Raw genomic sequence first — 25,604 nt, forward strand, 5'->3', positions numbered from 1 at the left:
ATTCGATGAATTCGGTATTCGGGATACGGGGAATTACTGGATCACGGCGAGGATTTCTTCCTCGCGGATGACGAGCAGCTCTTCGCCATCGACCTTGACGGTCTGGCCGGAATACTTACCGAAGAGCACCTTGTCACCGGCCTTCAGGTCAACCGGCAGAACCTTGCCGTCTTCCGTGCGCTTGCCGGGGCCCACGGCGATCACTTCGCCCTGGTCAGGTTTTTCGGCCGCGCTGTCGGGGATGACGATGCCCGAGGCGGTTTTGCGCTCGTTGTCCAGGCGTTTGACGATCACGCGATCATTCAAAGGACGCAGGGCCATGAAGAACTCCTGTAGTTCGATACGATGTAGGGTTGTCTCTAGGGACCGGCCGGGGGCGGTGTTAGCACTCATCGGCGGCGAGTGCTAATTATAGGGGCGGTTGGCACGGGTTCAAGGGGGATGGCCGGGGCTGTTACAAATTCCGCCTGGGTGGCGCCGCCTTACCGTGCAAGTTGTCCAAGTTCATCCAACTTGGAATTTGGTACTCGGGTTTGGATTCAACGTAACTATTACCGTCGTCGAAGACCCGGCATTTTTATGGATACGGCAGAGCCGGCGACAGGAATCATATGTCCTGGTCCGGTCCGGACTTACCTCGATTTGGCTGCGCCCGGAAAACGAGGTCTGAGGGTAGCGGACTATCTACGGAGCAAAATCACGCTCGGTATAAGAACCGGACCGCCGGGCAGTGGCAGCGCGACGCGTATGGCCAAGTAGATGCGTGGCTGCGCGCGCTGGGACTGGACTAGGTCTATGGACCTTCAATATCCCGCAAGCCTGGCAGGAAACACTTCCACCAGCCATTCGATGAACACCCGCAAGCGCCGCGCGACGTAGCGGTTCTGGGGGTAGAGGACATGGAAGGGGTAAGGGGGCGGGCGCCATTTTTTCAGTATTTCCACGAGGGCGCCGCCGCGTAGCGCCGGGCCGGCGGCGTAGGTGAACGTCTGGATAATGCCCAGGCCCGCCAGGCAGGCGGCCAGGTGGGCGTTGCTCTCATTGACGCCAACGTGGTGCTCCACTTTGACTTCCGTCTTTTCGCCATCGCGCAGGAAACGCAGGGGTACGGCGCGGTTGTCCTGCGTTGAGATGTAGCTGACCACCCGGTGTCCGTTTTTCAGTTCTTCCGGATAGGCAGGCACGCCGTACTGTTTCAGGTATGCCGGCGCCGCGCAGGTGATCATCATGGCGTCGCCCACGGGGCGCGCCACCAGGGATGCGCTGTTCATCCGGCCGCCGCGGATGACGCAGTCGACGTTGTCGCCGACCAAATCCACCGACCGGTCGGATACACCCAGGTCGATGCGGATTTCTGGAAATCGGCCCATGAAATCAGGCAGCAGCGGAATCAGTACGTCGCGGGCGGTGGACCCGCCCACGTCGACGCGCAGGCGGCCGCGCGGTTTGCCGTGGGCGATGTTGAACGAGGCATCGATGTCCTCGAGATCATGGATCAGACGCGCGGTCTTGGCGTAATAGTCCTGGCCTTCCGGCGTGACGGTGACTCGGCGGGTGGTCCGCTGCAGCAGCTTGACGCCCAGATGTGCTTCCAGATCCTGGATCAGTTTGCTGAGGGTGGCATTGGGCATGTCGATCGAGTCGGCGGCGCGCGTAAAACTGCCGGCTTCCACGACGCGCGCGAATGCACGTATGGCTAGAAGTTGATTCATGGATTATCCATGACAATGGATAGTAATTTCATTGTTCTCCATTGTTCCATAAATTGGGCGCGCCTAAAGTGACGCCATGGCCTGGACGACGAGCCGGTCGCGAACGACGGCTACAGCCGCGAAAGCGAACGGGGTCCGGCGCCCCACACCCCTCGAAATGGAGCAAGTCATGAGCAAGCAATTGAACGGCAAGATCGCCTTGGTGACCGGCGGCAGTACGGGCATCGGCGTGGCCGCGGCGCAGGAACTGGCGGCGCAGGGCGCCCGCGTTTTCATTACCGGTCGCCGCCAGCCCGAGCTGGACGCCGCCGTGGCGGCCATCGGCCCGGCCGCCACCGCTATCCGCGCCGATGCATCCGTCCTCTCCGACCTGGATGCGTCTACGCGCAGATCGCCAACGCCGCCGGCCGGCTCGACATCCTGTTCGCCAACGCCGGCGGCGGCGACATGATGCCGCTAGGCGCGATCACCGAAGAACACTTCGACCGGATCTTCGGCACCAACGTGCGGGGCGTGCTCTTTACGGTGCAGAAGGCGCTGCCTTTGCTGGTCGACGGGGCGTCCGTGATCCTGACCTCTTCCACTGCTTCCGTCATGGGCACCGCCAATTTCAGCGTCTACAGCGCCAGCAAGGCGGCGGTGCGCAACTTCGTCCGCTCGTGGGTCCTGGACCTGAAGGGCCGTGGCATCCGCGTCAACGTCGTGAGCCCCGGCCCTATCCGCACGCCGGGCCTGGGTGGTCTGGTCCCCGATGAGGGACGCCAGGGCCTATTCGACTACCTGGCCTCCCAGATACCGCTGGGCCGGCTGGGCGAGCCGGAAGAAGTCGGCAAGGCCGTGGCCTTCCTGGCTTCCGACGCATCCAGCTTCGTCAATGGCGTTGAACTGTTTGTCGACGGCGGCATGGCGCAGGTCTGACCGGCGCGTGGCGCGCACACGGCAAGGCGGTGGTGCGCCGGTGCGGCGATACGGTAATGCAGCCGCCGCCGCGCTACGCTTGCCCATGCATATGGGTCAGCACCAGCGCCGTAGCCGAGGCGCGTGTTAGGCCAGGCCGTCAGCCAGGAAGTCCATCGACACGCTCTGATTCGGCGCCGTCGCAACGGGACGAACTACCCGTTCTGCGGGCGCGATGCGCTTGCGGCGACGCTTACGAAGGCCTCAAGCCTGCTTGGCTATAACGCCGCCAGACCCGCTTGTGATTTGTCTGCCAGCCTTTACGGCGCAGCACAACATGGATGCGCCCATAGCCGTAGCGCCGTTTGAGCGCTGCCATTTCTTTCATGCGCTTGGTCAATGCCACATCGCCCGTACGCTTACTTTCATAAGCGAACAGCCACCGCACAGCCCGCGACGCTGCCCTCTATAAGGAAGAGGTATGGCTTGCGGCCTGCTTCTTCCCAGTACAACGGCAGATAGGGGTATTCAGTGCTCGCGCCGAGTTCGCTGAGGCAATCGTGCAGCAAGATGCCCAACAGTTAAGCCTGTTCGATCGTTGCGAGGTCGATGCAGATAGTCGGGCGCGGCTTGCTCATGACGGATGACGCCGAGACGAGCAGCGCTCCTGGGCGTCGGGGTCGATTTCCAGATTGAAAGCGTACCCGAAAGGCTAAAACGAGATTGGCGCGTCATATCGTCTGGACCGGCGGTCTTCCGTTAGCACCTCGCAAGGTCGCTGTCCTTATCGGCTTGGACCGGAATGGACGAATCAAAGAGGCGACGGCCGATGGCCTGTGCAAATGCGTGATTGTCCATGGCGTCTTTTGTTTGTGCCTCAAGCATGAAATGTGATTGGACGACGTGTGCGCCGCAGAAATCGAATATGCCGTGTGCGATCTGCGTATTCATGGCGTCGAAATAGCCGTGCCGGATATAGGTTCCCCTGTCGGCGCCGCCTATCCCGACAAGGTGAACGTTCAGCCTGTGCAACTTCTTGACCAGCCCGGTGTCGGGACTGGAGTCGTAAGCCCAGCCATTGGAGAACACCCGGTCGATCCACCCCTTGAGCAGCGCGGGCATCGACCACCAATAGATGGGGTAGACCAGTACAAGCGCGTCGGCGTCGTCAAGCCTGGCCTGCTCCGCGAGTACATCGGGGGGAGGCGGGCCGGCTCTATCATGGACCGCATGGTCGGCAGTGGTAAATCGCGGATCGAAACCTTCGGCGGCAAGGTCGGCGATTTCGGCGGTGTGGCCGCCGTCGGCCCGGGTCACGCCCGCAGCGATGGATTGAGCGATGCTCAGGGTGAGCGAGCGAGGATTGGGGTGGGCAACAACGATAAGTGCGTGCATGGCAGATCCTCCTGTCGATGGTTGGCGCAGGAGGGTCGCCGGCACCTCCCAGAGCGCTATATACGATTCGTATATACCGTTTGTAGGTTATGCTTGGCACATGGATAAGTCAAGTCCGAAAGACAAAAAGAAAAGGCCCGGTCAGGCGGTACGCAAACGCATGACGCGGGAAGAGCGTTATCGCCAGCTCATTGCCACTGCCTGGCAAATCGTAAGGGAGGATGGAACTGCGGCCCTGACACTGGGGCGACTCGCCGAGCAATCCATGGTTGCGAAACCGGTCGTGTACGACCACTTCCCAAATCTTCATACATTGCTGATCGCGCTGTACAAGGAATTCGACAACCGCCAGACGTCGATCATGGATATGACGCTCGAGGCAAGCGAGCCTACCCTGGCTGGCAGGGCGGCGGCCATTTCGTCCTCGTATGTCGATTGCGTGCTCGTTCAGGGGCGTGAAATACCAGGCATCATTGCGGCGCTCGCAAGTTCGCCGGAACTGGAAAAAATCAAGCGGTCCTGTCAGGCGACTTATATGGAAAAGTGTCGCATCGCCCTGACGCCATTCGCGCCCGTTGACGGCATCCCTGCAGCGAGTTTATGGGCCATGCTTGGCGCCGCCGAGGCCTTGTCTCAGGCAGCTGCGTTGGGAGAGCTTTCGGAAGCACAGGCCAAGAACGAACTGTATGAAACCATCGTGGCGATCGTTCGCAGAACTTCGGGCAAGGCCTAGGTGTGAACTGTCAAGAGGTTGTATCCGCCCAGATTAAGCCTGGAGATAGGTACAGCGCGGCCGATGCCTTGGTGAGGGCGATGCCAGTTGTAGTGGTGTAGCCAGGATTTCATGGCATCGGCTCGGTGTTGTGAGTTTTGGTAGGTGTAGGCGTAGGCCCATTCACGCAGGGCTGACTGGATGAATCGTTCGGCCTTGCCATTGGTCTGTGGCCGGTAGGGCCGGGTGAAGCAATGCTTGATGCCCATTTCACGGCATAGCGCGGCGAAGGCGCGGCTGCGGAAGGCCGAGCCATTATCGGTAAGCAACCGCTGGATGGTCACGCCTAAGCGCTTGTAGTAAGCCACGGCGTCCTTGAGGAACTGGACCGCACTGGGGGCGCGTTCGTCGGGGTGGATGTCGGTAAAGGCCACGCGAGCGTGGTCATCGATGGCCACGAAGACGAAGTCCCAGCCGGCACCGTCCACGCCATCGCGCCGGTTACCTGTAACGCGGTGGCTGGGCCGCACGATGCGCCCGAGCTTCTTGATGTCGATGTGTAGCAATTGGCCTGGCGCCTCATGTTCGTAGCGCACCACCGGCTCGGCCGGCTCCAGGTCGGCCAGGCGGGACAGACCGGCACGGGCCAGGACGCGGCTGACGGTACTGGCCGATACGCCCAGCGCCTGGGCAATGCGTGCCTGAGTCAGTCGCTTGCGGCGAAGTTCGACGATAGCCATTGCCTTGGCCGGCGCAATCGCCTTGGGCGAGCGCACCGGGCGCGATGAGGCATCTGCAAGCCCGTCCTGGCCCTGCGCCAGAAACCGACCTAGCCATTTGCGCACAGTCGGCGCCGTCACCCCGTAGGCGCCAGCCGCTTGAGAGATCGTCAACTGTTTATTGCGCAATTGCTCAACCATTTCGAATCGACGTACGAAGGTCAATCGGGCATGCTTATGGGTGTTCATCCGGCCGGGCTCCTTGAGCTTTCTGGTGGTTTGGCGATTACCAGTTTCTCAAACCCGGTTCGGGTGAACCATGAATACAACCTATTGAATGTTCACACCTAGGCCACCCTACCCTGGTTTTCCATCCCGTTCTAAGGACGCTCCATGAAGAACCTTGAAGCCCCGCAGCACGCTGCTGTTGCGAGAGCGGATGGACATCCTTCTTCACGCCTGGTTGGATGACATGTCACTACGCCGGTTCACGACACAGCCTGTTCCAGCACGGCGCGAAGGTCTTTGTCCAGTTGCACGGCAACCGCGTCGATCTCCGGAATATTGAACTGCCCAAACACCGATACAGGGCGGTCGTACTCAAAGGACACCGCGCCATCCTGGTCTTCACGAAGCAGGACACGAATCGGGGCATAGAGGGCCGCCGCGATGTCGTGTCTCGTCATTTTGGACGCGGTAAGCGGACTGCCGATATCGTATTGAATCGCGTGACGGCGTGGACCCGCGATTCCGAGCAAGGCCCCATGATCCCGGAATCCGAAGATGGATAGCGTGGGCAGCGCTTCCAGCTCTTTCAGCGCACGACCTGTTTCGCCGTAGCGCAGCAAGGTAAAGATTCCATCGTCGATGCGACTCACCAAGCGCTCCAGTTTGGTCTTGACGGCAGCGAACGAATGATCGGACCGAATGGTGACGTGCTGCACGGCGATCGTCTTTGTTTCATGAACGGGCTTGGACATTTCTATTCCTTCAGGTAGCGCAGCCGGCCAAGGCCGCAGAACGTGTGAACGTTGTTTGTTTTGCCGCGATCAGATAGGCCCTGACAACGTGCCTAGCACTGCTTCCACCCGGCGAGCGACATACAGAAGCGCGCGATCCCGGCCGAAAGGGCCGTCCAGTTCGAGACCGATCGGGAGCCCCTTATCAGACTTCCCCATCGGAAGACTGATACTCGGAAGCCCCGCCGCGCTGGCGGGAATCGTGTTATTGGCGAGCACCAGCTGGCTCATCTCCTGGCCACCTAACACGATCTTGTCTTCCTGTCCGATCATCGGTGCGACGGAGGGGGTGGTGGGCAGAATCAGTGCCGTGGCGCCGGTACTCGAGAATGCCTCCGCATACCGGCGCTTGATTTCTGCGCGTTCGTTCCACAGCGCATGGCGATAGACCTCGTCGGAGATGTAGCCTTGCCCGGTAGGCAGCACGAACCGGGTCCATACATCTTTCAGTCCCGGCTTCAGGCCATCCACGATCGTATCGAACGTAGCGGGAACATTGTTCTGGCGGATGAATTTCTCGACCGCTGCCTTGGTCTCACGAAAAAAGATGTTCCATGTGGCGGTTAGCGCGCGGCTGGAGAAATCCTGTCCGAGATCGACTTCCACCACATTCGCGCCGGCGTCGCGCAGTTGACGAATGGTTTCCTTGAATCGCGCCGCGACGTCGGGCGCCGCCAGTTCCAGGAACTGACGCGGCGCGTAGGCCAGCGTGACCCCTTTCAGGACTGAATCGGTACTGCCGTCAGGCGTTTCGTCTCGGGTGACGACGCGGTCCATCAGAATGCAGTCTTCCACATTCCGGGCAAATACCCCGGTGGTATCGAGGGTGTGGGAGATGGGCGCCACGCCACTTCTGGGCCAACGGCCAGTGGTGGGCTTGAAGCCGACCACGCCACACAGCGATGCCGGCACACGAATCGAGCCGATGGTGTCGCCCCCCAACGCCGCCGGCACAAGGCGGGCAGCAACAGAGACACCGCCGCCTCCTGAAGAGCCGCCGGAGACGTGGTTCGTGTCGTGGGGGTTCTTCGCTTGACCGTAGGCTTCGTTGTGACCGGTCAGTCCAAACGACATTTCGACAAGATTGTTCTTGCCGAAAACAATCCCGCCACCGTCTTTGATCGCCTGCACCGCGTCAGCGTCGTGCTCCGGCACGAAGCTAGCCAGCGCGGACAGGCCTATGGTCGAACGTAGTCCCTCCGTAAGGTAACTGTCTTTGATCGCAACGGGCACACCAAGAAGCGGCGCAGCCGTTCCGCAGGCGACCGCTTCGTCGGCTTTCCTGGCGGCTTCCAGCACCGCCCCATCGTCGATCGTAATGAACGAGTTCAGATCGGCATGATCGCGAGCCCGCCGCAGCAACGCGCTCGTGTAAGACTCGGAAGAGATCTCGCCCCTACGGATGGCCTCAGCCGCTGCGGCGACGCCCAGCGACGCAAGCGTATCGGTCTTGGCTCCGCTGGTCGCTTCAGTTTTTTCCTGCATGACATAGCCTCGCTATCGAAAAACTCCTGGCTGGCTTCGCGCCGAGAGAGCCAGGAGCGTCTTTGAATTACGGTCATAATATAGAAGTATGGTCATAAGTCAATGGCCGGTCGATGCGAGCGCCGGCAGGGCCGCAAGCAAGGTGAATCGGGCCGTCAGGCAACCGCGCCTTGGCGCCTCCGTCCGGTGGTACCGCTCCGGTCCCTCGAAAAGGCTTGTATGCCCCTAAGGGGCTGGACCTGGGGCCCAGCGCCGCCCGTGCTACCCGCCCGGCGGCCCGGCGATGCGGCGCCGAAGCGCCTGGCACTGGGTCAGGTATCCCGTGGCGCCGGCGTCGGCGACCACGGCTTCGGCCGCGGCCAATTCCATCAGCGCGGTGGCGCGGTCCCCGACTTCCGCCATGGCGTCGGCCAGCCGCACGCCCGCCAGCGCCGCTTCCATGACGGCGTTCTTGCTGCGCAGGATGTCGACCGCCGCGGCGAAATGCGTCAGGGCCTGGTGCTGTTGGCCCAAGGCCCACGACAGCTCGGCGCGCGCCCGCTCCACCTGACCGGCGACGGCGCCGCCTTCCCAGGTGCGCGCGCCGGCGTCCAGCGTATCCAGCAAGGCCCGGCCTTCATCGACCTGCCCGCCCATGCTGGCGATTTGCGCCGCGTAAGCCAGATAGCGGCTCCTGCGTTCGCCTGCGACCCAATTCGTCAGCGCGGCCGCGCGTTTCAGGCCCCGGACCGCTTCGTCGCCGCGCCCGCGCCGCTGCAGCAGCAGGGCGTAGCCGGGATAGGGATCCCACCCGTGCTGGTAGGCGTGCGCATAGCTCCGTTCCGCGGCATCCTCGTCGCCGCGCGCCAGGTACACGTCGCCCATCAGGCGATGCGCGTCGCCCAGCGCCCAGCGCGCTCCCACGCGTATGATCGGATCGGCGCGCACGATGGCGTCCTCGGCGAGCGCCAGCTTGCCCGACATGGCGAAGACCTCGGCCCGATGGATCAGGCAGGCGCCCGCGAAGGTATCGATGTTGCTGCGCGCGCACCAGCCACTGAAGCTCTCGCCCCATTGCGCCGCGCGCAGCCAATCGCCGCCATTGCAGCAACTCGCGATGAAGCCGCAGTACACGATGCCGCCCATCAGCGGCGAGACGTTTCCGGCCATCACCATCGCCGCCGCCTCGTCCTGCAATGCCATGCCGGCCGCCGTATCGCCAGTGGCCTGCAAGCCGATGCCCCACATCAGCAGGCCCATGGATTCGATATCCGGATTGCCCAGCGCACGGCCGATGTCCCGCGCTTCGCTGGCGCAACGCACCGCCTCGGCAAGATTGCCTTGATACAGGTGCAGGCGGGCGGTCATCCAAGCCAGGAAACCGTGTTCCGCGCAGTGCGGTACGGCGCTGAGCAGCCGCGCGGCCATGCGCAGGCAACCCTGGGTGACCGACACGTCCAGGGCCTCGATCTTGACGCGCGCCAGACTGATGGTCGCCCGCGCGGCCGCCGCATGTTCGCCGCGGCTGGCGTAGGCTGCCGCGGCCCGTTCCAGCGGTAGCATCGCCGCGGCCAGATCCCCGGCGCACTGCGCGGCGGTTCCCCAATGCTCCAGCGATTCCGCATCCAGCGGGGAATCCGCATCGGCGCGCGCATAGGCCGCCATGGCGGCCTGCCAGCGCGACGCGCCATAACATCGGTGCGCCTCCATAAGCTCGCCCGCAACGGCCCCGGCTGCCGGAGCGGGGCGCGGCGGTTCATCGACCAGGAAGCGGTACCCGTGCCGCGCGTAATTGCGGATGGCTTCGCCGAGCCCGCCTTGCTGCAAGGCCGCGCGGGCCAGGCTGACGGCCCGCTGCAGCGAACTATCGGTGACGACCATCCCGGGCCACAGCGTTTCCAGCAGCTCTTCCTTGCCTACCACGCGTTCGCGGTTCTCGACCAGATACAGTAGCAGGTCCAGGACGCGGGGCTGGAGGGCTATCTCGCGGCCCCTGAGCCGAAGCGCCCGGCAATCCTTGTCCAGTTCGAAGTCCGCGAAACGGTGGATGCCTGCTGCCATGGCGATGGCCTCCCGCCGGCCGGAACGGCCGCAGCAAATGATAAGGCCTTGATCAGCGCGCGGAAAGGACAGGATGGCGGCGTCCGGCGCATCCTGCAGGCGTCCGGTGACCCTCGCTGTATCGGTGCCGGACTAGACGCCCCCGGGCGTCATCCTTCACCCATACCGTCCTGGAGTCCAATCATGGAAACATTCGTCATCCGTCGTCAAAGCAACTGGAAAGATGCCGCCGAGCTTGGCATCGCCGCCGGCGTATCCGCCCGCGTGGGCAACGAGGAGATGCCTCAGCAGGTACGCTGGATCCGCTCTTACGTGGTGCGGGAGGCGGACGGCCGCCTCGGCACCGTGTGCATCTACGAGGCGACCGACGCCGAGGCGCTGCGCGAGCACGCGCGACGCGTCGGCATGGGCGCGGACGAGATCGTGCCCGTCGCGGATACGGTGGTCATTCGCGAAGATCCCGTCCCGCAGCCGAAAGCCGCGTAGTGGCCGGGCGCCCACCGGATCCCGCGGCATGCGGCTTGCGGAAGCGGCCGCCGCCGCGAACGTGGTGGAGCAGGGGCGTCGGCCCTATGCTCCGCCGCCTGATGCGGAAAGACGACCGTGATCACACCGGTGCCGGGCGCAATGCAAGCTGCTCGCGCATCCGCGTGCAGTGCCCGACGAGCTCCGGTCGCGACAGCACGTAGCGCTTGAGCGGCGTATCGATATCGTAGAAATAGATATTGGCGACGAACCCGAACAGTGCGGCATCTGCCGTGCTGGGGGTATCCCCGAAAACGAAGCGCTTATCACCCAACACATCGGCAGCTGCCCGAAGGTCGGCCACGCCGCGGGCATAGACCTGGCCGGGTTCGTAACGGCCAACACCCTGGTAGTGATATCTGAGACGGTTGTATTCGCGCGCGGCATCCAGCGCATCGAGGCTTATGTCCGGGTGCGTCGACATGATCGCATCCCGAAAGACCGGCCAGTAACGGTCATCGCGCCATCGTGAATAGCTCATGGACCAGTACAGGTCATCGAGCGTCCGCCGCAGCATGAGATCCGTCCTGCGGTCCTCAGCCGTTAGCCCGGCGTCGAGTGTCAGGCCGAATTTATCGGTCAGGTACGCAATGATTTCATCGCTGTCCCCGATGCTGTGCTCGCCGTCCGTCAGATAAGGCAGTTGACCGCGTGGCGCGTTTTTCGTATCCAGAATGTGGCAATGCTTGAATGCCATTCCGCATAGCCGCATGAAGGTGTAAACCTTCAGCCCGAATGGGTTATTATCGGCGACGCCAAACAGGTGGGGGTAGGAATACAGGGTCAACATGGAGCCTCCGGGGGGCGGTCGCGGGGCGGCGCGGGTGGGTGCAACAGGCGTACGCCCAAGTTTGCTTATGCCAGGCCATCTATGGCTCGCCTTCCCAGCCTAGCGTTTCGTCCAGCCAATCGAACATGCGTGCATTCGCCAGGCGCGCCGCGCCGACCTCGCAATGGGCACCCGCGCCTTCTGAAGCCGTGAAACTCAGCAAGGTTTTCTTGCATCGCAGGTGGTCGAAAAGCGATCGTGCCTGGCCTTGGAAGAACACGTCGTCTTCGGCGTCGCAGACCAGCGTCGGACAGCGGATGCGTTCCGCAATGCCGCCGGCCAGCGTGTAATCCAGCGTCTTGCGCAGATAGTCGCTTGGACTCGAGGCGCCGAAGCACCACATGCCGTGCGTGATCGACCAACGCGCGACCGGAGATCGCTCCATTGCCGCCTGGAACTGGCCCGGGCCGTCGAAGCAGAGCACGTGATAGCCGCGTTCCACCGCCGCGCGCGCACCGCTCCAATGCTTTTCTTCCGCGGAACCGTCGAACCCGGTGTGCATGATCAGGAGCGGTCGCACGCCATCGCCCGCTCGATGGAAGTAGCCCGGCAGGGTGCGCCCCTCGTATGGGACTTCCACCGGGTCTATGCCGGGATCGTACAAGCTGGCTGCCGCTGTGGAGCCTGGTAGAAACGGGCGGATGCAAATCATACAAGGGCGCGATGAGCAGGTCACGAGGACCGCGACCGACCTTGAACTTGAGACCGCCCCTCCGGCGCCTGGGGCCGCGTGGGGTGGACCGCAGCTTGGACTGGAGGCGGCTGTCCGCGAATTCGCGCTCCGATGGAATGCCGGTCGGGAATGGATGGCAAAACCTGCTTAAGCCTTTGATTTCGCTGATGTGCCGCCAGACAATCAGCGAACTTCGGCAGATCGGTGCTGCTGGGGTCGAATTGAGTCAAGTGGACTTTGGATCCGCCATATTATGGGTGCGGTGCACAAGACGCCGCCGGGGGGGCGACCCTTCATATAATGGGAACACAGAAGAGCTACGAGAAAGCGACAGGGTGCTGATGAGGAGAACGATTTGTCAACGGCCATCAAAATCTTCCACGGCCGGTTCGGGCGGGTCGCGCTGCTCGACATGGACAAGCCGCTGATCCCGCATGCGCATCACCATTGCCATGTGTTGATCAAGGCCAGCGGGGCCGACACGTTTTTTTCCGTACGGGATCGTCTCAACCCTTTGACCGACGATACGGCGGTGCTGGTCAATGCCTGGGAGCTGCACTCCTACGAGCATCCCGGCCCCATGGCGCCCCGCACCGTCATCCTGGCGCTGTACATAGAGCCTTCCTGGCTGGCCGATATCCAGCGCCAGCTTTGGGTTTCCGCCCATCCCCAGTTCTTTCCGCGGCCTTGCGTGGAGATCGCCCCCCGCATCCGCAAACTGGCCGATGACCTGGCCATGGAGATGTACTTCGCCGACCAGATACCGCCGCAGCGGCTGGAGGCGATCCTGTTCGATCTGATGATCGCCGTCATCGACCCGTTCTCGGAATGGCGCAATCTGCGGGGAATCCCTTATAAGCACGGCACCAGCGCCATCGACCCGCGCATCCGGCGCGCCATGGCGTATATGCGTGAAAACGTCGGCGCGCCCGTGGATATGGCGGCGCTGGCGACCCGCAGCGGGCTGTCGCGCGCGCATTTCTTCGAGCTCTTCCGGCGCAGCACCAGCCTGACGCCGAACGTCTACAGCAATGTGTTGCGCATGGAGGCGGCGCTGCAGGCGCTGAGCCGGCAGGACATCACGCTGACCGATCTTTCCTACCGGCTGGGTTTTTCGGCGCCCGGCCATTTCACCCGTTTCTTCCGTCAGCACATCGGCTCGGCGCCCATCGATTACCGCCGGGTCGTCCAAAGCTATGAAAATCAGACTCTAGGGTAAGTTGCCGGATTTCCCGGTAAGACAACCGGTCCCGCTCCTGTCTAAGCTGCCCCCATCACACGATTCATTACAAGGGGCGCGGCGGCAACGACCGGCGTCTGATGGGAAGAGACTTGGACACAGGCCAGCAACGCGCCGCACGGCACGTGGGCGACGCCAGGCAGCGGATCGAGGACGACACGCTGCTGACAGGCAAAGGACGCTATGCCGACGATCTGGGCGCAAAACCCGGCACGCTGTACGCGGCCGTGCTGCGCTCGCCGCACGCCCATGCGCGCCTGCTTCGCGTGGATGGCGCCAACGCGCTGGCGCTGCCCGGCGTGCACGCCATACTCGTCGGCGAAGACGTCCGGCGCTGGACACGGCCCTTCGTGGTCGGCGTCAAGCAACCCATGGAACACTGGTGTCTGGCCGTCGACACGGTGCGCTATGTGGGCGAGCCGGTGGCCGTGGCGGTCGCCGAAAGCCGCGCGCTGGCCGAAGATGCCCTGGAGCACATCCAGGTCGAGTACGACCCGCTCGATCCGGTTGTCGAGATAGAAGCCGCCATTGCACAGGATGCGCCCGTGCTGCATCCCAAGGTGGGCAGCAACATACCCAGCGACCGCGTTTTCCGCTACGGAGATCCGGAAGCCGCTTTCGCGCGGGCCCCCCACTGTGTGCAACTGACGGTGCGCTATCCGCGCAATTCGGGCACGCCCATCGAATGCTTCGTGGTGTCTGCCGAGCATGTGTCCGCCGACGACGGCTATGAAGTCCTGTCCAATTTCCAGGGGCCGTTCTCGCTGCATGCCGTCATGGCGCTGGCGCTGCAGGTTCCCGCGGCGCGGCTGCGGCTGAAGACGCCTCCCGATTCCGGCGGCAGCTACGGCGTCAAGCAGGCGGTGTTTCCGTACATCGTGTTGATGTGCCTCGCCGCGCGCAAGGCCGGCGCGCCCGTCAAGTGGGTGGAGGACCGGCTTGAGCACCTGGTGGCCGCGACCTCCGCGACCGGCCGCCTGACGACCTTGCGTGCCGCGGTGGAGGCCGATGGCCGCATCACGGCCCTGGACTATGACCAGTTCGACGACGTCGGCGGCTATCTGCGCGCGCCGGAGCCCGCCACCTTCTACCGCATGCATGGTTGCCTGACCGGCGCCTACGATATTCCCAACCTGAGCGTGCGCAACCGCGTGGTGCTGACCAACAAGACGCCCGCCGGCCTGGTGCGCGGCTTCGGCGGGCCGCAGGTCTACTTCGCGCTGGAGCGGCTGATCCAGCGCATCGCCGTCGAGCTGGGCATGGATCCGCTGGACGTGTACCGCCGCAACTTCGTGCAGCCGGACGCATTCCCCTACCGCGCGACTGCCGGCGCCCTGCTGGATTCCGGCGACTATCCCAAGGCATTGGCGCTGGCGGCGGGGCACGGCGGCCTGGACGAATTGCGGGCCCGGCGCGAGGCGGCCCGCCGCGAAGGCCGCCTGTATGGCATCGGCTACGCGGCCATCGTCGAGCCGTCCATCTCCAACATGGGCTATATCACCACGGCCTTGACGCCCGAACAGCGGGCCAAGGCCGGGCCGAAGAATGGCGCGCTGGCCGCCGCGACGGTGGCCATCGATCTGCTGGGCGGGGTGACCGCCATCATCGATTCGACGCCGCAAGGGCAGGGGCACCGCACGGTGGCCGCCCAGATCGTGGCGGACGTGCTGGGCCTGGATCCGTCGGAGATCACCGTCAACGCCGAGTTGGATACCCAAAAGGATGCCTGGTCGGTGGCGGCGGGCAACTACTCCAGCCGTTTCGCCGGCGCGGTCGCCGGTACGCTGCATCTGGCCGCGGTGCAGGTGCGTGACAAGCTTGCGCGTATCGCGGCCGGTCAGTTCGGCTGCGCGCCCCAGGAAGTGCGGTTCGCCGGCGGAAAGGTCTTTCCGGACGGGGCCTTCGACAGGGCGTTGCCCTTCGCCCGCCTGTCCAGCGGCGCGCACTGGGCGCCCGCGCTGCTCCCGCCGGGCGAAGACCCCAGCCTGCGGGCGACGGTGTTCTGGACGCCGGAGCAGCTGACCGCGCCCACCGAGGATGACCGCATCAATACGTCGGCCGCCTACGGCTTCGTGTTCGATATCTGCGCGGTCGAAGTCGACCGCGATACCGGGCAGGTGCGCATCGACCGCTACGTGACCTGCCATGACGCCGGCCGCATCCTGAATCCGGCGCTGGCCGACGGGCAGATCCGCGGGGCGTTCGCGCAGGGCCTGGGCGCGGCGCTGATGGAAGAATTCGTCTACGGGGCCGATGGCAGCTTCCTTTCCGGCACGCTGGCGGACTACACGGTGCCGACCGCCTGTGAGGTGCCCGAGCCGGTGATCGTGCACATGGAAACGCCATCGCCTTTCACGCCGCTGGGCGCCAAGGGGCTGGGCGAGGGCAACAATATGAGCACGCCGGTCTGCATCGCCAATGCGGTCGCCGACGCGCTGGGCGTGGCCGACGTCCACCTGCCGTTGAGTTCGTCGCGGGTCATGGCCCTGATCGGCATGGCCGATCCCGAGCCTGCCGCCGGCATCCCTGGGCGGTCGGCCGGGCCGGCGGACGCCGCTTCTTCGGCTTCTTCGGCTTCTTCGGCTTCGTCTGCCGCGTCCGCAGGCAAGGCCCGCGGCCTGACCGCGCGCGGCGAGGTGCGACTGCAGGCGCCGCCGGAAGCGGTCTATGACGTGTTTCTGGATCCCAAGGCCTTGGCCCGCGTCATTCCCGGCTGCCATGAATTGCAGCCGGCCGGACCGAACCGCTACCGCGCGGACGTGACGGTCGGCGTGGGTCTGGTGAAGGCACGCTACGCGGCCGAGATCGCGCTTTCGGAGCTCGAGCCGCCGCATCGCCTGCGGCTGTCCGGCTCGGGGATCTCCCCCTTGGGCACGGCGCGCGGCAGCGGCAGCGTGGAGCTCGAGCCCCAGGGCTCGGGCACGCTCTTGCGCTACGACTACCAGGCGGAGGTCAGCGGCAAGGTGGCCGCGGTGGGAGGACGCATGCTGGAAGGCGCCGCCAGGATCGTGCTGGCGCAGCTCTTCGAGAAATTGGGCAGCCAGGCGGGCGGCCAGCCGGCGTCGGTGCCGGCGTCCGTGCCGGCCTGGCGGCGCCTGCTGCGTTGGCTGGGGATCTCCAAATGAAACCTCCCGTCTTCGATTACCGCCGTTGCGATACCGTCGACGAAGCGCTTGCCCTGCTGGACGAGTACGGCGAAGACGCCCGCGTGCTGGCGGGAGGCCAATCACTCATGGCCGTGTTGAACATGCGGCTGGCGCAGCCCCGGGTACTGGTCGATATTTCGCGCGTGAAGAGTCTGGCCTACGCGCGTCCCGGGAACGGCTTCCTGGCGATCGGGGCATCGGCCACGCAGGCATCCGTCGAATGGCGCGCCACGCTGGCCGACGAAGTGCCCTTGCTGGCGCTGGCTTTTCCCAAGATCTCGCATTTCCAGATCCGCAACCGGGGCACCGTATGCGGCTCGGTGGCGCACGCCGATCCCAGCGCGGAGTTGCCCCTGGCGCTGGCGGCCTTGGGTGGCAAGGTCGGGCTGCGGTCGCGCAAGGGGCGCCGGGAGCTGGAGGCCGAAGCCTTCTTCCAAGGCATGCTGACCACCGCCCGCCGCCATGACGAACTGGTGGAGGACGTGCACTACCCGCTGCACCGCCCAGGGACCCGCTACGCCTTTGCCGAGGTCAGCCGCAGGCACGGGGATTTCGCCATCGTCGCCTGCGCCGCGGTGGCCAGCGAGCGCGAGATACGCCTGGCCGTTGGCGGGGTGGCGGATCGACCCCGTGTGTTGACCTTGCCGCGCCTGCCGTCAGGCGAGCTGGCGGCGGCCATCAACGATTTCGCCTGGCAGCTGGACGCCCAGGACGATCCGCATGCCAGCGCCGTGTATCGCCGCCACCTGGTGCGCAACCTGGGGCGGCGGGTGATCGAGGAGGCTACCCGATGAAAGTTCTGGACCGGGGACAGCGCGAATACATCGTCATCTCCCTGAACGGCAAGCGACGCACGGGTGCATGCGACAACCGCACGCTGCTGGCGGATTTCATCCGCCACGAACTGGGCGCGACGGGGACCCACGTCGGCTGCGAACACGGCGTGTGCGGCGCCTGCACCGTGCAGGTCGAGGGCGTGGCCGTGCGGTCATGCATGATGCTGGCCGTGCAGGCCGAAGGCCTGCGGGTGGACACCGTGGAAGGACTGGCGCGGGACCAGGAAGCCGAAACCGGCATGAGCGACCTGCAGGCGGCCTTCAAGCGCCACCACGCGCTGCAATGCGGATTCTGCACCGCCGGGATCCTGATGACTTGCAAGGACTTCCTGTCCCGCGTGCCCGACCCGACCGAACAGCAGGTCAGGGAAACCTTGTCGGGACATCTGTGCCGGTGCACCGGCTACACCAATATTGTCCACGCGGTGCTGGAGACCGCGCGCGAACGGCTTATCAAGAAGAACCCTGGCGGAGACGAAGCAGATGCTTGATTTGGGACGTACCTTCCTGCAAAGCGTCGAGCGCAGCCCGGCAGCCGCGGCAATCGTCGACGGCGCCGTGCGTCGCAGCTACGGAGAATGGTATGAAGACGTGCGCGCCGCCGCCGCCGGATTGGCTGGCCTGGGCCTGCGGCGCGGCGATCATCTGATGATGGTGCTGCGCAATCGCTGGGAAATGGCCACCCTGCACTGGGCTTGCCAGTTCCTGGGCGTGATCGCGACGCCGCTGAACTGGCGCGCCAAGGGCGATGAGATCGAGTACTGCGTGCGCGATTCGGGCGCCCGCGCGATCGCCTACGAAGGCGTAAGCGCAGAGGCGGTCGGGCTATCGCCCGCCGCGCGCGCGCTGCCCGGCATCGTGGTGGGCGACGATGCCGGCGGCGGCGAGCGTCCGGGCCTGGCGTTCGCCGAATGGTTGCGTGGCGGGGCCGCGGCCCCCGGTACGCTTGCGCCCCGGGCGAGCGCCGAGGATATATCGCTCATGCTGTACACCTCGGGGACCACCGGCAAACCCAAGGGCGTCCCGCGGCGGCACCGCCACGAGCGCGCGGCCGCGCTGGCGCACGTCGCGCAGAACACCTACCGGGCCGGCGAGCGCACGCTGGGCGTCATGCCGCTCTATCACACCATGGGGGTGCGTTCGCTGCTGTCCATGGCGCTGGTCGACGGCCTGTTCGTCTGCATTCCCAAGTACGACCCCGCGGCGGTGCTGCGCGCCATCCAGGACGAAGCCATTTCCACGCTGTACCTGGTGCCGACGCTGTACCACGACATCCTGGGGCACGAAGACTTTGCACGCACGGATATTTCGTCGGTGAAGAAGATCGGCTTCGCCGGGGCGCCCATGCATGATGCGCTGCTCCAACGGCTGGACGCCGCTTTCCGGCCCACCTTGTTCGCCAATCACTACGGGTCGTCGGAGGTCTACACCTGCGCGATCAACCAGGACGCGCCACGCAAGCCCGGCTGCGCGGGCCGTGCCGGCATCAATACGCGGATCCGCGTCGTGCGGCTGGATGGGGCGCCGTCGCGCGCATCCGGGCCGGACGACCTGGCGCAACCGGGCGAAGAAGGCCAGATTATCGCCGACCTGGCCGGCGACGAGGCATTCGAGGGCTATTGGAATCGCCCGGATGCGGACGCCAAGGCGCTGCGCGGCGGCTGGTACTTCACGGGAGACACCGGCTACATCGATCCCGACGGCGACCTGTACGTGACGGGCCGGGTCGACGACATGATCATTTCAGGCGGAGAGAACATATCGCCCGTGGAGATCGAATCGCTTCTGTCCCTGCACCCCGCGGTCGACGAAGTGGCCGTGGTGGGATTGCCCGACGAGCGCTGGGGCCAACGGGTCGTCGCCTTCGTCAAGCGCCGCCAGCCGGTCGACGCCCAGGCGCTGGACGACCATTGCCGGCAGTCCGACCTGGTCAATTTCAAGCGCCCGCGCGACTACGTCTTTGTGCAAGGCATTCCCAAATCGCCGGTCGGCAAGATCCTGCGCCGCTGTCTGGTGGCCGGGGAGTTCGAGCGGGATCCTTCCTGATCCCCGAACCGGACCGCAAACTATCATCCAGGAGAGTATCCGTGTCTACCTTGAAGCATCCGGCCCATCACCTGCTCGCCGATCTCGACGGCTTCCGTGTCGAGATCGACGAATCCCGGCAACGCGCCGACATCGTGCTCGCGCGCCCGCCGTTCAATATCATCTCGATGCCGCAGCGCGACCAGTTGCGCCTGGTGTTCGAAGCGCTGGACGAAGACGACGCCGTGCGCGTCATCGTGCTGCGCGCCGAGGGTGACAATTTCTCCAGCGGAGGGGATATCAAGGGATTCCTGGCCGCCTCGCCGGAGCATGTTTCCAGGCTGGCCTGGAATATCGCCGCGCCGGCCCGCTGCAGCAAGCCGGTGATCGCGGCCAATCGCGGCTACTGCTTTGGCGTGGGCTTCGAGATTTCGCTGGCTTGCGATTTCCGCATCGCTTCGGAAACCACGCTCTATGCCTTGCCTGAGCAGAAACTGGGCCAGATCCCCGGGTCCGGCGGCTCGGCCCGCCTGCAGAAGATGGTCGGCATCACGCGCACCAAGGACGTCGTCATGCGTTCGCGCCGCATCCCGGGCAAGCAGGCCTATGACTGGGGCATCGCCACGGAGTGCGTGCCCGACGCGGAGCTGGAAGCCGCCACCGACCGCCTGGTCGAGGAACTGGTCGGTTTCTCGCCGCTCGCGCAGCGCACGGCCAAGAAACTGTTGAACGACACGGAGGATTCCACGCTGTCGGTGGCCATCGAGCTGGAGGGGCATTGCTACAGCCGCCTGCGCAGCTCCGACGATTTCCGCGAAGGCGTGCAGGCTTTCCACGGGAAGCGGGCGCCGGTTTTCAAGGGCAGTTGAGGCGCGCCGCCCCGTACGGGCGGCATTACTACAGAGCGCAGGACCGACCGGCGTGCCGCCAGGCCGCCGGCCTGCGTATAACGACAAGGAGACACCGCATGAATACCACGCAACGCAAGCTTCCCGTGCATCTGGCCGCGGCCATGCTGCTGGCCCTGGGTACCCAGGGCGCGCTGGCGCAAGACTCGCAGCCGATACGCCTGGGCGTCGTCACCCCGCTGTCCGGCACCTACGCGCCCATCGGCGCGCAGGTAAAGATGGGGCTGGACCTGGCCTTGGCCGAGATCAACGCGGCCGGCGGCATCCTGGGCCGCAAGGTGGAATTGCTGTACGAAGACGAAGAGGCCAATCCCCAGGTGGCCGTGCAGAAAGCCGAGAAGCTGTTCCAGCAAAGCAAGGTCGATTTCCTGACGGGCACGGTGAATTCCGGGTCGACGCTGGCGGTGGGCCAGGTGGCCGAGCGCAACAACAAGCTGATCGCCACCACCGTGTCCTTCTCCGACGCCATCACGGGCGATAAGTGCTCGCCCAATGTGTTCCGGGTGAACGCGAAGGCGGGCCAGCAATCGGTGGCGCTGGCCGCTTGGCTGGCCAAGGAGAAGCCGGGCGCCTCGCTCTTCCTGCTGGGGCCGGACTACGAAATGGGCCGCAGCACGGTAGCGGCGTTCAAGGCCGCCGCCGAACAGCGCGGCATCAAGCCGGTGGGCGACCTGTTCGCGCCGCTCGACAGCAAGGACTATTCGAGCTATTTCGGCCAGATTCGCGCCGCCCGGCCGCAGGTTTTCTATACGTCGACGGCGGGCAACGATACCGTGCGCCTGTTCAGCCAGATGAGCGAATACGGCATGAACAAGAACCTGACGATGGTCGGCGTCTCCGGCGCGGTCACGGCGCAGAACATCAAAGCCATCGGCAAAAACGCGGAAGGCTTCGTCACCGGCGTCGGCTACTCGCCGGAGATCGACACGCCCGAGAACAAGCAGTTCGTCGAGAAGTTCAAGAGCGCGAACAAGGTCCTGCCCGATCTGTATGGCGCGGATTCCTACGGCGTCCTGTACTTCTACAAGGCCGCCGTCGAGAAGGCGCAGAGCACCGACACCGCCAAGGTGCGCAAGGCCATGGAGGGGCTGGAATGGGATACCCCGCAAGGCCGCAAGACGATGCGGGCGGCGGATCACCAGGCGATCCAGGACATGTACGTGGTGCGCATCCAGAACGGCGATTTCACCATAGTCAGCAAGGTCGACGGCAAGGACGCCATCGATGCCAGCGTTTGCAAGCGCTGGTAGGCCCGATTCGTAAGGGATGCCATGAACGCCTTGTTCGAAAGCCTGCAGTTCGTCTACGCCCCGCAGGTCGTCAACGGCCTGTCGCTGGGCGTGGCCGTGATATTGATGGCGCTGGGACTGACCATCATCTTCGGCCTGCTCGATGTCATCAATATGGCGCACGGCGAGTTCTACGCGCTGGGCGCCTACCTTGGCATGTCGCTGCTGGCGATAGGCGTGGACTTCTGGGCCGCGCTGGTGCTGGTGCCGCTGGTGATGCTGCCTATCGGCTACCTGACCGAGCGCGCGCTGATCCAGCGCGTGTTCCACCACAAGGACCGCCATATCCTGACCTTGCTGCTGACCTTCGGCATGGCCATCGTGCTGGAGGACCTGTTCAAGCTGGCCTACGGCCCCAACCCGCTGCGCCCGGATGCGCCCATCGCAGGCGCGACCGAGTTGTTCGGCATGATCTTCCCGACCTACCGCCTGTTCCTGATGGCGGTGGGCGTGGCGATCGTGGGGGCTGTCTGGTGGGTCGTCTACCGCACCCGCCTGGGCGCCATGGTGCGGGCCGCTGCCTACGACCGCCACATGGCGGCCTCGCTGGGCATTCCGGTGCTGCGCGTCTATGCGGCCACGTTCGCTTTCGGCGTCGCGCTCGCCGGGCTGGCGGGCGTGCTGCTGGCGCCGGTGTATTCGGTGTTTCCGACCATGGGCAAGGATTTCATCCTGATGGCGTTTTCGGTGGTCATCGTCGGCGGGCTGGGCAGCATCAAGGGGGCGATCATCGCCGGCTTGCTCCTGACCCAGGTCCAGGCGCTGTCCAGCCTGTATATCTCGCCGGTGTGGTCGGATCCCCTGTTGTTCGGAATCATGGTGCTCGTACTGATGTTCCGTCCGCAGGGTCTGTTCGGGAGGCTGGGCCATGGCTGATACGATCGCGTTGCCGCGCGCGGCCAACCAGCGTACGCGCATGCGTCCCGGGCTGGCCATGGCGTTCGTGGCCTTGGCCCTGGCCGGCGGCCTGGCGGGCTGGCTGACGGACAATGTTTTCTATTTGCGGCTGGCGACCGAAGCGCTGATCTTCGGCGGCCTGGCCATGGCGGTCGATCTGCTGCTGGGTATCGCCGGCCTGCTGTCACTGGGCCAGGCGCTCTTCTTCGGCTTCGGCGCCTATCTGGCCGGGTTGCTGCTGCGCGATGCGGCCTTTTCCTTCTGGCCCATGCTGGGCGTGGTGGCGGCCAGTGGCGCGCTGGCGGGCCTGGTGGCCGGCGTCATCGCCATCCGGGCGCGTGGGGTGTATTTCGCCCTTATCACTTTCGGCCTGGCCCAGATAGCGGCCAAGGCCGTCTACAACATCCAGGCGCTGGGTGCTTCCGACGGCCTGATGGGCGTGCCCGTGGTCGCCGTCGGCATGGGCCCGTGGGACATTCCGGCGTCGGATCCGCTGGGCTTCTTCCTCGTCGTCCTGGCCATCGTCATGATCATGTACGGCGTGCTGAGCTACCTGCTGAATACCCCCTTCGGCCGCAACATGCAGGCGCTGCGCGCGAATCCTCAGCGCCTTTCGTTCCTGGGCTTCGATCCCTGGCGCTACAAGCTGGCGGCATTCGTGATCGCCGCCGTGCTGGCGGCCGTGGCCGGAGCGCTGTACCCCGTATTGCGCGGTTTCGCCTCGCCGGAACTGCTGTACTTCCAGACCTCCGGCAACGCCGTCATTACCGTGGTCCTGGGCGGGGTAGGAAGCTTGATCGGCGCGCTGTACGGCAGCGTCATCCTCTTTGGCCTGAAGTCCATCATCGGCACCTATACCGAACATCACCTCATCGTGATCGGCCTGTTGTTCATGATCGCGGTCATCTTCTTTCCCGCCGGATTGGTGGGGGCATTGCGGAGGCGCAAGTGAGCACGACGGACCGAACGGCCGCCACCGGCGGCCCCATCCTGCAGGTCGACCGCCTGAGCGTGCGTTTCGGCGCGCTGCGCGCGGTGGACGACGTATCGCTGCAAGTCGCGCGCGGCGGTATCACTTCGCTGATCGGCCCCAATGGCGCGGGCAAGAGCACCTTGTTCAATCTCATCAGCGGCGCCTTGCGGCCGACGGCCGGCACCGTGGCGTTCGACGGCCGCGACGTCACCGCCTGGACGCCTCATGCACTGCTGCGCGCCGGGCTCGCGCGCTCGTTCCAGATCACCAATTTGTTCTTCGAGTTGCCGGTGGCCGAGAATCTGCGGCTCGCCGCGCAGGTGCTGGACGGCGGGTGGAACGGGCTGCGTCCGCTGTCGGCCTCGCGCACCGCGCAGGCCAGGGTGGAGGAGCTGCTGGAGGAATTCGGGCTGCAAGCCAAGGCCGCCGATCCCGCCGGCGCGCTGTCGCACGGCGAGCAGCGGCGCCTGGAGATCGCGGTAGCCCTGGCGTGCAAACCCAGGCTGCTGCTGCTGGACGAACCCACCCAGGGCATGTCCCATGGCGACACACAGGAAACCGCCGCGCTGATCAAGCGCCTGGCCGGCGACCTGACCATTCTGCTGGTCGAGCACGACGTCGGGCTGGTCATGGACGTCTCCGACCATGTCATCGTGCTGGCGCAGGGCCGCAAGCTGGCCGAAGGGCGGCCGTCGGACGTCCGCGCCGATCCCGCGGTCCAGGCCGCTTATTTCGGGGAGGCCGCGCATGCTTGAACTGCGCGACGTACATGTGCATTACGGGCTTAGCCACGTCCTGCAGGGCTTGACGCTGGAGGTGGGCCCGGGCGAAGTGGTGGGCCTGTTCGGCCGCAACGGCGTGGGCAAGACCACGACGGTCAAGACGGTGGCGGGCTGGACCGCGCCCAGCGGCGGCGACATCCGGTTCCGGGGCGCCTCGCTGGCCGGCCTGCCGTCCGACAGGATCTGCCGGCGCGGCATCGGCCTGGTGCCCGAAGACCGGCGTATCTTTCCTGGCCTGACCACCGAGGAAAACCTTGCCATGGGCTTCATGCAGTGCGCCCGGCTGGGCCGCACCGAAGCGCGCGCCCGGCTCGCTCGCATCTATGAGCGATTCCCGCGGCTGGCCGAGCGGCGGGCCCAGCCCGGCACCACCCTGTCCGGAGGCGAGCAGCAGATGCTGGCCATCGCCCGCGTGCTGCTGGGCCAGCCCGACCTGCTCCTGATCGATGAACCCACGGAAGGCCTGGCGCCCCTGATCATCAACGATTTGTTCGACGTCATGGCGCAGATCAAGGCGGGCGGGCAGTCCATCCTGCTGGTCGAACAGAACGTCTCGCGTGCGCTGACTCTGTGCGACCGGTTCTATGCCCTGGAACGCGGGCGGGTGGTGCTCAGCGGGCGCGCGGACCGGCCGGAGGACGTGCAGGCGCTGATGCGGGCGATCGCGGTGTGACGTTCTCCCGGCGTTCCAGCCAGATGGCGATTGCGGGATTCGGACGCGGTATCCGGCATCGGGCGGTCGCCGACCGCTACCACGCTGAATCTTGGAACGGCCGGCCTGCTAAGCCAACCGGCGCCAATGTCCGGTATTGGGACACACCGTAACCGGCGCGTCGTTCAGGCGGACTTGATCCTCGACGATTTTCGAGGCGGTCGACGGCGCGACGTTGAACCCGGTCCGCAGCGCCTGCCGCACACCCGGGTCTTCGATGGGGAGCTCCCAGGTCAGGAATACCTGCGTGTTGTCCCGATCGGGCGGAAAGTCGGCTTCATGGAAGCCGTCCCGATGGCGCGGGATGACACCGTGCGGCTGCGCGGTGTCGAAAATCACCGCTGTTCCACGCCGCAGGGGAATCCGGTGGCCGACGCCCGGAAAATGCAGGTCCAGGCCTTTGTCTTCGCTCAGGAATAGATTGCAGAAGGCCGCGCCGCCATATTGCGCGGCGTCGTGATGGTATCTGGCGCCGCGGCACGCCATGAGCGCGATCTCGCTGGCGGCGAGCACGCCGGGCAGTCCGCAGGCGGCGGCCCATTCCGCCATGGCTCGCACACAGCGGGCGTAGTCCGGCCAGCGCACTTGTGTTCGCGCCAGTGGCATGGCTTCCACGTCGCCAGGATCGAGCACCATGCGCGACGACGTTTCCCTTTCCCAGTCGGCAAGCACGCGTGCGGGGAGCGGGGGCACGTCGATGGCGCCCGACAGCACGATGCCGCTGACACCGCGGCTTTGCATGGCGTCGCCGCTCCGGTAGTAGGAGACCAGCCGCGTTGCGCCTGAATGT

24 protein-coding genes and 1 pseudogene are annotated in these 25,604 nt (G+C 65.1%); 14 read left to right on the forward strand and 11 right to left on the reverse strand.

The annotated features are described in order from the left end of the window. Nucleotides 1–33 precede the first annotated feature (33 nt). Both groES and BAU06_RS03035 read right to left on the reverse strand, forming a co-directional pair. Nucleotides 34–321, reverse strand: coding sequence for a co-chaperone GroES (gene groES / locus BAU06_RS03030; RefSeq protein ID WP_066344152.1), 288 nt, complete (start codon nucleotides 319–321; stop codon nucleotides 34–36). 482 nt (nucleotides 322–803) lie between these two features. Further along, the gene (locus BAU06_RS03035; RefSeq protein WP_066344153.1) at nucleotides 804–1,712 is read right to left on the reverse strand and encodes a LysR family transcriptional regulator; all 909 of its coding nucleotides are present in this window, start codon (nucleotides 1,710–1,712) and stop codon (nucleotides 804–806) included. A 169-nt stretch (nucleotides 1,713–1,881) separates the two neighbouring features. Between BAU06_RS03035 and BAU06_RS03040 the strand changes: the two are divergent. Next, nucleotides 1,882–2,630: pseudogene (locus tag BAU06_RS03040) on the forward strand (SDR family oxidoreductase). Nucleotides 2,631–2,862: 232 nt separating this feature from the next. Here BAU06_RS03040 and BAU06_RS26455 read toward each other — a convergent pair. Next, complete coding sequence (locus BAU06_RS26455) at nucleotides 2,863–2,997, reverse strand: IS3 family transposase (protein ID WP_197509508.1); 135 nt, start codon at nucleotides 2,995–2,997, stop codon at nucleotides 2,863–2,865. Nucleotides 2,998–3,368: 371 nt separating this feature from the next. Beyond that, complete coding sequence (locus BAU06_RS03045; RefSeq protein ID WP_066344154.1) at nucleotides 3,369–4,004, reverse strand: NAD(P)H-dependent oxidoreductase; 636 nt, start codon at nucleotides 4,002–4,004, stop codon at nucleotides 3,369–3,371. Between the two features lie 100 nt (nucleotides 4,005–4,104). Between BAU06_RS03045 and BAU06_RS03050 the strand changes: the two genes are divergently transcribed. Next, entirely contained in the window at nucleotides 4,105–4,737 is a 633-nt protein-coding gene (locus BAU06_RS03050) for a TetR/AcrR family transcriptional regulator (RefSeq protein ID WP_066344156.1), read from the forward strand. Here the strand turns inward: BAU06_RS03050 and BAU06_RS03055 are convergent. The 4 genes from BAU06_RS03055 to BAU06_RS03070 form a co-directional block, all read right to left on the reverse strand. Then, nucleotides 4,734–5,684, reverse strand: a complete 951-nt coding sequence (locus BAU06_RS03055; protein WP_066343782.1) for an IS481 family transposase — start codon at nucleotides 5,682–5,684, stop codon at nucleotides 4,734–4,736. The two genes, BAU06_RS03050 and BAU06_RS03055, sit on opposite strands and share 4 nt — an antisense overlap. Nucleotides 5,685–5,923: 239 nt before the next feature. Then, entirely contained in the window at nucleotides 5,924–6,415 is a 492-nt protein-coding gene (locus tag BAU06_RS03060; protein ID WP_066344158.1) for a DUF302 domain-containing protein, read from the reverse strand. 69 nt (nucleotides 6,416–6,484) lie between these two features. Further along, nucleotides 6,485–7,939 (reverse strand): amidase family protein, encoded by a 1,455-nt coding sequence (locus tag BAU06_RS03065; protein WP_066344160.1) that lies wholly within the window; start codon nucleotides 7,937–7,939, stop codon nucleotides 6,485–6,487. A 261-nt stretch (nucleotides 7,940–8,200) separates the two neighbouring features. Then, nucleotides 8,201–9,979, reverse strand: coding sequence for a winged helix-turn-helix domain-containing protein (locus tag BAU06_RS03070; RefSeq protein WP_066344163.1), 1,779 nt, complete (start codon nucleotides 9,977–9,979; stop codon nucleotides 8,201–8,203). 183 nt (nucleotides 9,980–10,162) lie between these two features. Here BAU06_RS03070 and BAU06_RS03075 point away from each other — a divergent pair, with 183 nt between their 5' ends. Next, a complete protein-coding gene (locus BAU06_RS03075; protein WP_066344165.1) occupies nucleotides 10,163–10,465 on the forward strand; it encodes a DUF4242 domain-containing protein in 303 nt (100 codons plus the stop codon). A 121-nt stretch (nucleotides 10,466–10,586) separates the two neighbouring features. On the opposite strand, the gene BAU06_RS03080 is transcribed toward BAU06_RS03075, so the two are convergent. Together BAU06_RS03080 and BAU06_RS03085 are read right to left on the reverse strand one after the other, a co-directional pair. Further along, nucleotides 10,587–11,294 (reverse strand): glutathione S-transferase C-terminal domain-containing protein, encoded by a 708-nt coding sequence (locus tag BAU06_RS03080; RefSeq protein WP_066344167.1) that lies wholly within the window; start codon nucleotides 11,292–11,294, stop codon nucleotides 10,587–10,589. Nucleotides 11,295–11,373: 79 nt separating this feature from the next. Then, nucleotides 11,374–11,937, reverse strand: coding sequence for an alpha/beta hydrolase family protein (locus tag BAU06_RS03085; protein ID WP_066344168.1), 564 nt, complete (start codon nucleotides 11,935–11,937; stop codon nucleotides 11,374–11,376). Nucleotides 11,938–12,361: 424 nt separating this feature from the next. Between BAU06_RS03085 and BAU06_RS03090 the strand changes: the two genes are divergently transcribed. From BAU06_RS03090 to BAU06_RS03140, 11 genes are all read left to right on the forward strand, one after another. After that, nucleotides 12,362–13,225 (forward strand): AraC family transcriptional regulator, encoded by an 864-nt coding sequence (locus tag BAU06_RS03090; protein WP_066344169.1) that lies wholly within the window; start codon nucleotides 12,362–12,364, stop codon nucleotides 13,223–13,225. 101 nt (nucleotides 13,226–13,326) lie between these two features. Then, nucleotides 13,327–16,371 (forward strand): xanthine dehydrogenase family protein molybdopterin-binding subunit, encoded by a 3,045-nt coding sequence (locus BAU06_RS03095; protein WP_066344173.1) that lies wholly within the window; start codon nucleotides 13,327–13,329, stop codon nucleotides 16,369–16,371. Next, on the forward strand, nucleotides 16,368–17,186 hold the full coding sequence (locus tag BAU06_RS03100; RefSeq protein WP_066344174.1) for an FAD binding domain-containing protein: 819 nt from the start codon (nucleotides 16,368–16,370) through the stop codon (nucleotides 17,184–17,186). Before BAU06_RS03095 ends, BAU06_RS03100 begins: the two co-directional genes overlap by 4 nt. After that, a complete protein-coding gene (locus BAU06_RS03105) occupies nucleotides 17,183–17,719 on the forward strand; it encodes a (2Fe-2S)-binding protein (protein WP_066344175.1) in 537 nt (178 codons plus the stop codon). The genes BAU06_RS03100 and BAU06_RS03105 overlap by 4 nt, the downstream gene beginning before the upstream one ends. Continuing rightward, complete coding sequence (locus BAU06_RS03110; protein ID WP_066344176.1) at nucleotides 17,712–19,274, forward strand: AMP-binding protein; 1,563 nt, start codon at nucleotides 17,712–17,714, stop codon at nucleotides 19,272–19,274. The genes BAU06_RS03105 and BAU06_RS03110 overlap by 8 nt, the downstream gene beginning before the upstream one ends. A 41-nt stretch (nucleotides 19,275–19,315) precedes the next feature. Further along, nucleotides 19,316–20,122, forward strand: a complete 807-nt coding sequence (locus BAU06_RS03115) for an enoyl-CoA hydratase/isomerase family protein (protein WP_066344178.1) — start codon at nucleotides 19,316–19,318, stop codon at nucleotides 20,120–20,122. A gap of 98 nt (nucleotides 20,123–20,220) precedes the next feature. Next, nucleotides 20,221–21,411 carry an ABC transporter substrate-binding protein gene (locus BAU06_RS03120; protein WP_082987944.1) on the forward strand — a complete coding sequence of 397 codons (1,191 nt, stop codon included), beginning with the start codon at nucleotides 20,221–20,223 and terminating at the stop codon, nucleotides 21,409–21,411. A gap of 21 nt (nucleotides 21,412–21,432) precedes the next feature. Next, nucleotides 21,433–22,326 carry a branched-chain amino acid ABC transporter permease gene (locus BAU06_RS03125; protein ID WP_066344179.1) on the forward strand — a complete coding sequence of 298 codons (894 nt, stop codon included), beginning with the start codon at nucleotides 21,433–21,435 and terminating at the stop codon, nucleotides 22,324–22,326. Next, nucleotides 22,319–23,299: a branched-chain amino acid ABC transporter permease gene (locus BAU06_RS03130; protein WP_231933984.1), complete on the forward strand. Its 981-nt coding sequence runs from the start codon at nucleotides 22,319–22,321 to the stop codon at nucleotides 23,297–23,299. The genes BAU06_RS03125 and BAU06_RS03130 overlap by 8 nt, the downstream gene beginning before the upstream one ends. Then, complete coding sequence (locus BAU06_RS03135) at nucleotides 23,296–24,075, forward strand: ABC transporter ATP-binding protein (RefSeq protein WP_066344183.1); 780 nt, start codon at nucleotides 23,296–23,298, stop codon at nucleotides 24,073–24,075. Before BAU06_RS03130 ends, BAU06_RS03135 begins: the two co-directional genes overlap by 4 nt. Beyond that, entirely contained in the window at nucleotides 24,068–24,775 is a 708-nt protein-coding gene (locus BAU06_RS03140) for an ABC transporter ATP-binding protein (protein WP_066344185.1), read from the forward strand. Before BAU06_RS03135 ends, BAU06_RS03140 begins: the two co-directional genes overlap by 8 nt. A gap of 108 nt (nucleotides 24,776–24,883) precedes the next feature. On the opposite strand, the gene BAU06_RS03145 is transcribed toward BAU06_RS03140, so the two are convergent. Then, on the reverse strand, nucleotides 24,884–25,555 hold the full coding sequence (locus BAU06_RS03145; protein WP_335617491.1) for a hypothetical protein: 672 nt from the start codon (nucleotides 25,553–25,555) through the stop codon (nucleotides 24,884–24,886). Nucleotides 25,556–25,604: the final 49 nt, after the last annotated feature.

Origin of the sequence: Bordetella bronchialis (genome assembly GCF_001676705.1) — a bacterium.
Taxonomy (GTDB): Bacteria; Pseudomonadota; Gammaproteobacteria; order Burkholderiales; family Burkholderiaceae_B; genus Bordetella_C; species Bordetella_C bronchialis.

Coding starts and splice junctions, on each gene's coding strand:
- BAU06_RS26455 (WP_197509508.1), bottom strand. CDS start 2,997: ATGAAAGAAATGGCAGCGCTCAAACGGCGCTACGGCTATGGGCGCATC.
- BAU06_RS03145 (WP_335617491.1), bottom strand. CDS start 25,555: ATGCAAAGCCGCGGTGTCAGCGGCATCGTGCTGTCGGGCGCCATCGAC.
- BAU06_RS03100 (WP_066344174.1), top strand. CDS start 16,368: ATGAAACCTCCCGTCTTCGATTACCGCCGTTGCGATACCGTCGACGAA.
- BAU06_RS03105 (WP_066344175.1), top strand. CDS start 17,183: ATGAAAGTTCTGGACCGGGGACAGCGCGAATACATCGTCATCTCCCTG.
- BAU06_RS03060 (WP_066344158.1), bottom strand. CDS start 6,415: ATGTCCAAGCCCGTTCATGAAACAAAGACGATCGCCGTGCAGCACGTC.
- BAU06_RS03130 (WP_231933984.1), top strand. CDS start 22,319: ATGGCTGATACGATCGCGTTGCCGCGCGCGGCCAACCAGCGTACGCGC.
- BAU06_RS03095 (WP_066344173.1), top strand. CDS start 13,327: ATGGGAAGAGACTTGGACACAGGCCAGCAACGCGCCGCACGGCACGTG.
- groES (WP_066344152.1), bottom strand. CDS start 321: ATGGCCCTGCGTCCTTTGAATGATCGCGTGATCGTCAAACGCCTGGAC.
- BAU06_RS03065 (WP_066344160.1), bottom strand. CDS start 7,939: ATGCAGGAAAAAACTGAAGCGACCAGCGGAGCCAAGACCGATACGCTT.
- BAU06_RS03075 (WP_066344165.1), top strand. CDS start 10,163: ATGGAAACATTCGTCATCCGTCGTCAAAGCAACTGGAAAGATGCCGCC.
- BAU06_RS03120 (WP_082987944.1), top strand. CDS start 20,221: ATGAATACCACGCAACGCAAGCTTCCCGTGCATCTGGCCGCGGCCATG.
- BAU06_RS03080 (WP_066344167.1), bottom strand. CDS start 11,294: ATGTTGACCCTGTATTCCTACCCCCACCTGTTTGGCGTCGCCGATAAT.
- BAU06_RS03050 (WP_066344156.1), top strand. CDS start 4,105: ATGGATAAGTCAAGTCCGAAAGACAAAAAGAAAAGGCCCGGTCAGGCG.
- BAU06_RS03055 (WP_066343782.1), bottom strand. CDS start 5,684: ATGAACACCCATAAGCATGCCCGATTGACCTTCGTACGTCGATTCGAA.
- BAU06_RS03045 (WP_066344154.1), bottom strand. CDS start 4,004: ATGCACGCACTTATCGTTGTTGCCCACCCCAATCCTCGCTCGCTCACC.
- BAU06_RS03070 (WP_066344163.1), bottom strand. CDS start 9,979: ATGGCAGCAGGCATCCACCGTTTCGCGGACTTCGAACTGGACAAGGAT.
- BAU06_RS03125 (WP_066344179.1), top strand. CDS start 21,433: ATGAACGCCTTGTTCGAAAGCCTGCAGTTCGTCTACGCCCCGCAGGTC.
- BAU06_RS03035 (WP_066344153.1), bottom strand. CDS start 1,712: ATGAATCAACTTCTAGCCATACGTGCATTCGCGCGCGTCGTGGAAGCC.
- BAU06_RS03140 (WP_066344185.1), top strand. CDS start 24,068: ATGCTTGAACTGCGCGACGTACATGTGCATTACGGGCTTAGCCACGTC.
- BAU06_RS03110 (WP_066344176.1), top strand. CDS start 17,712: ATGCTTGATTTGGGACGTACCTTCCTGCAAAGCGTCGAGCGCAGCCCG.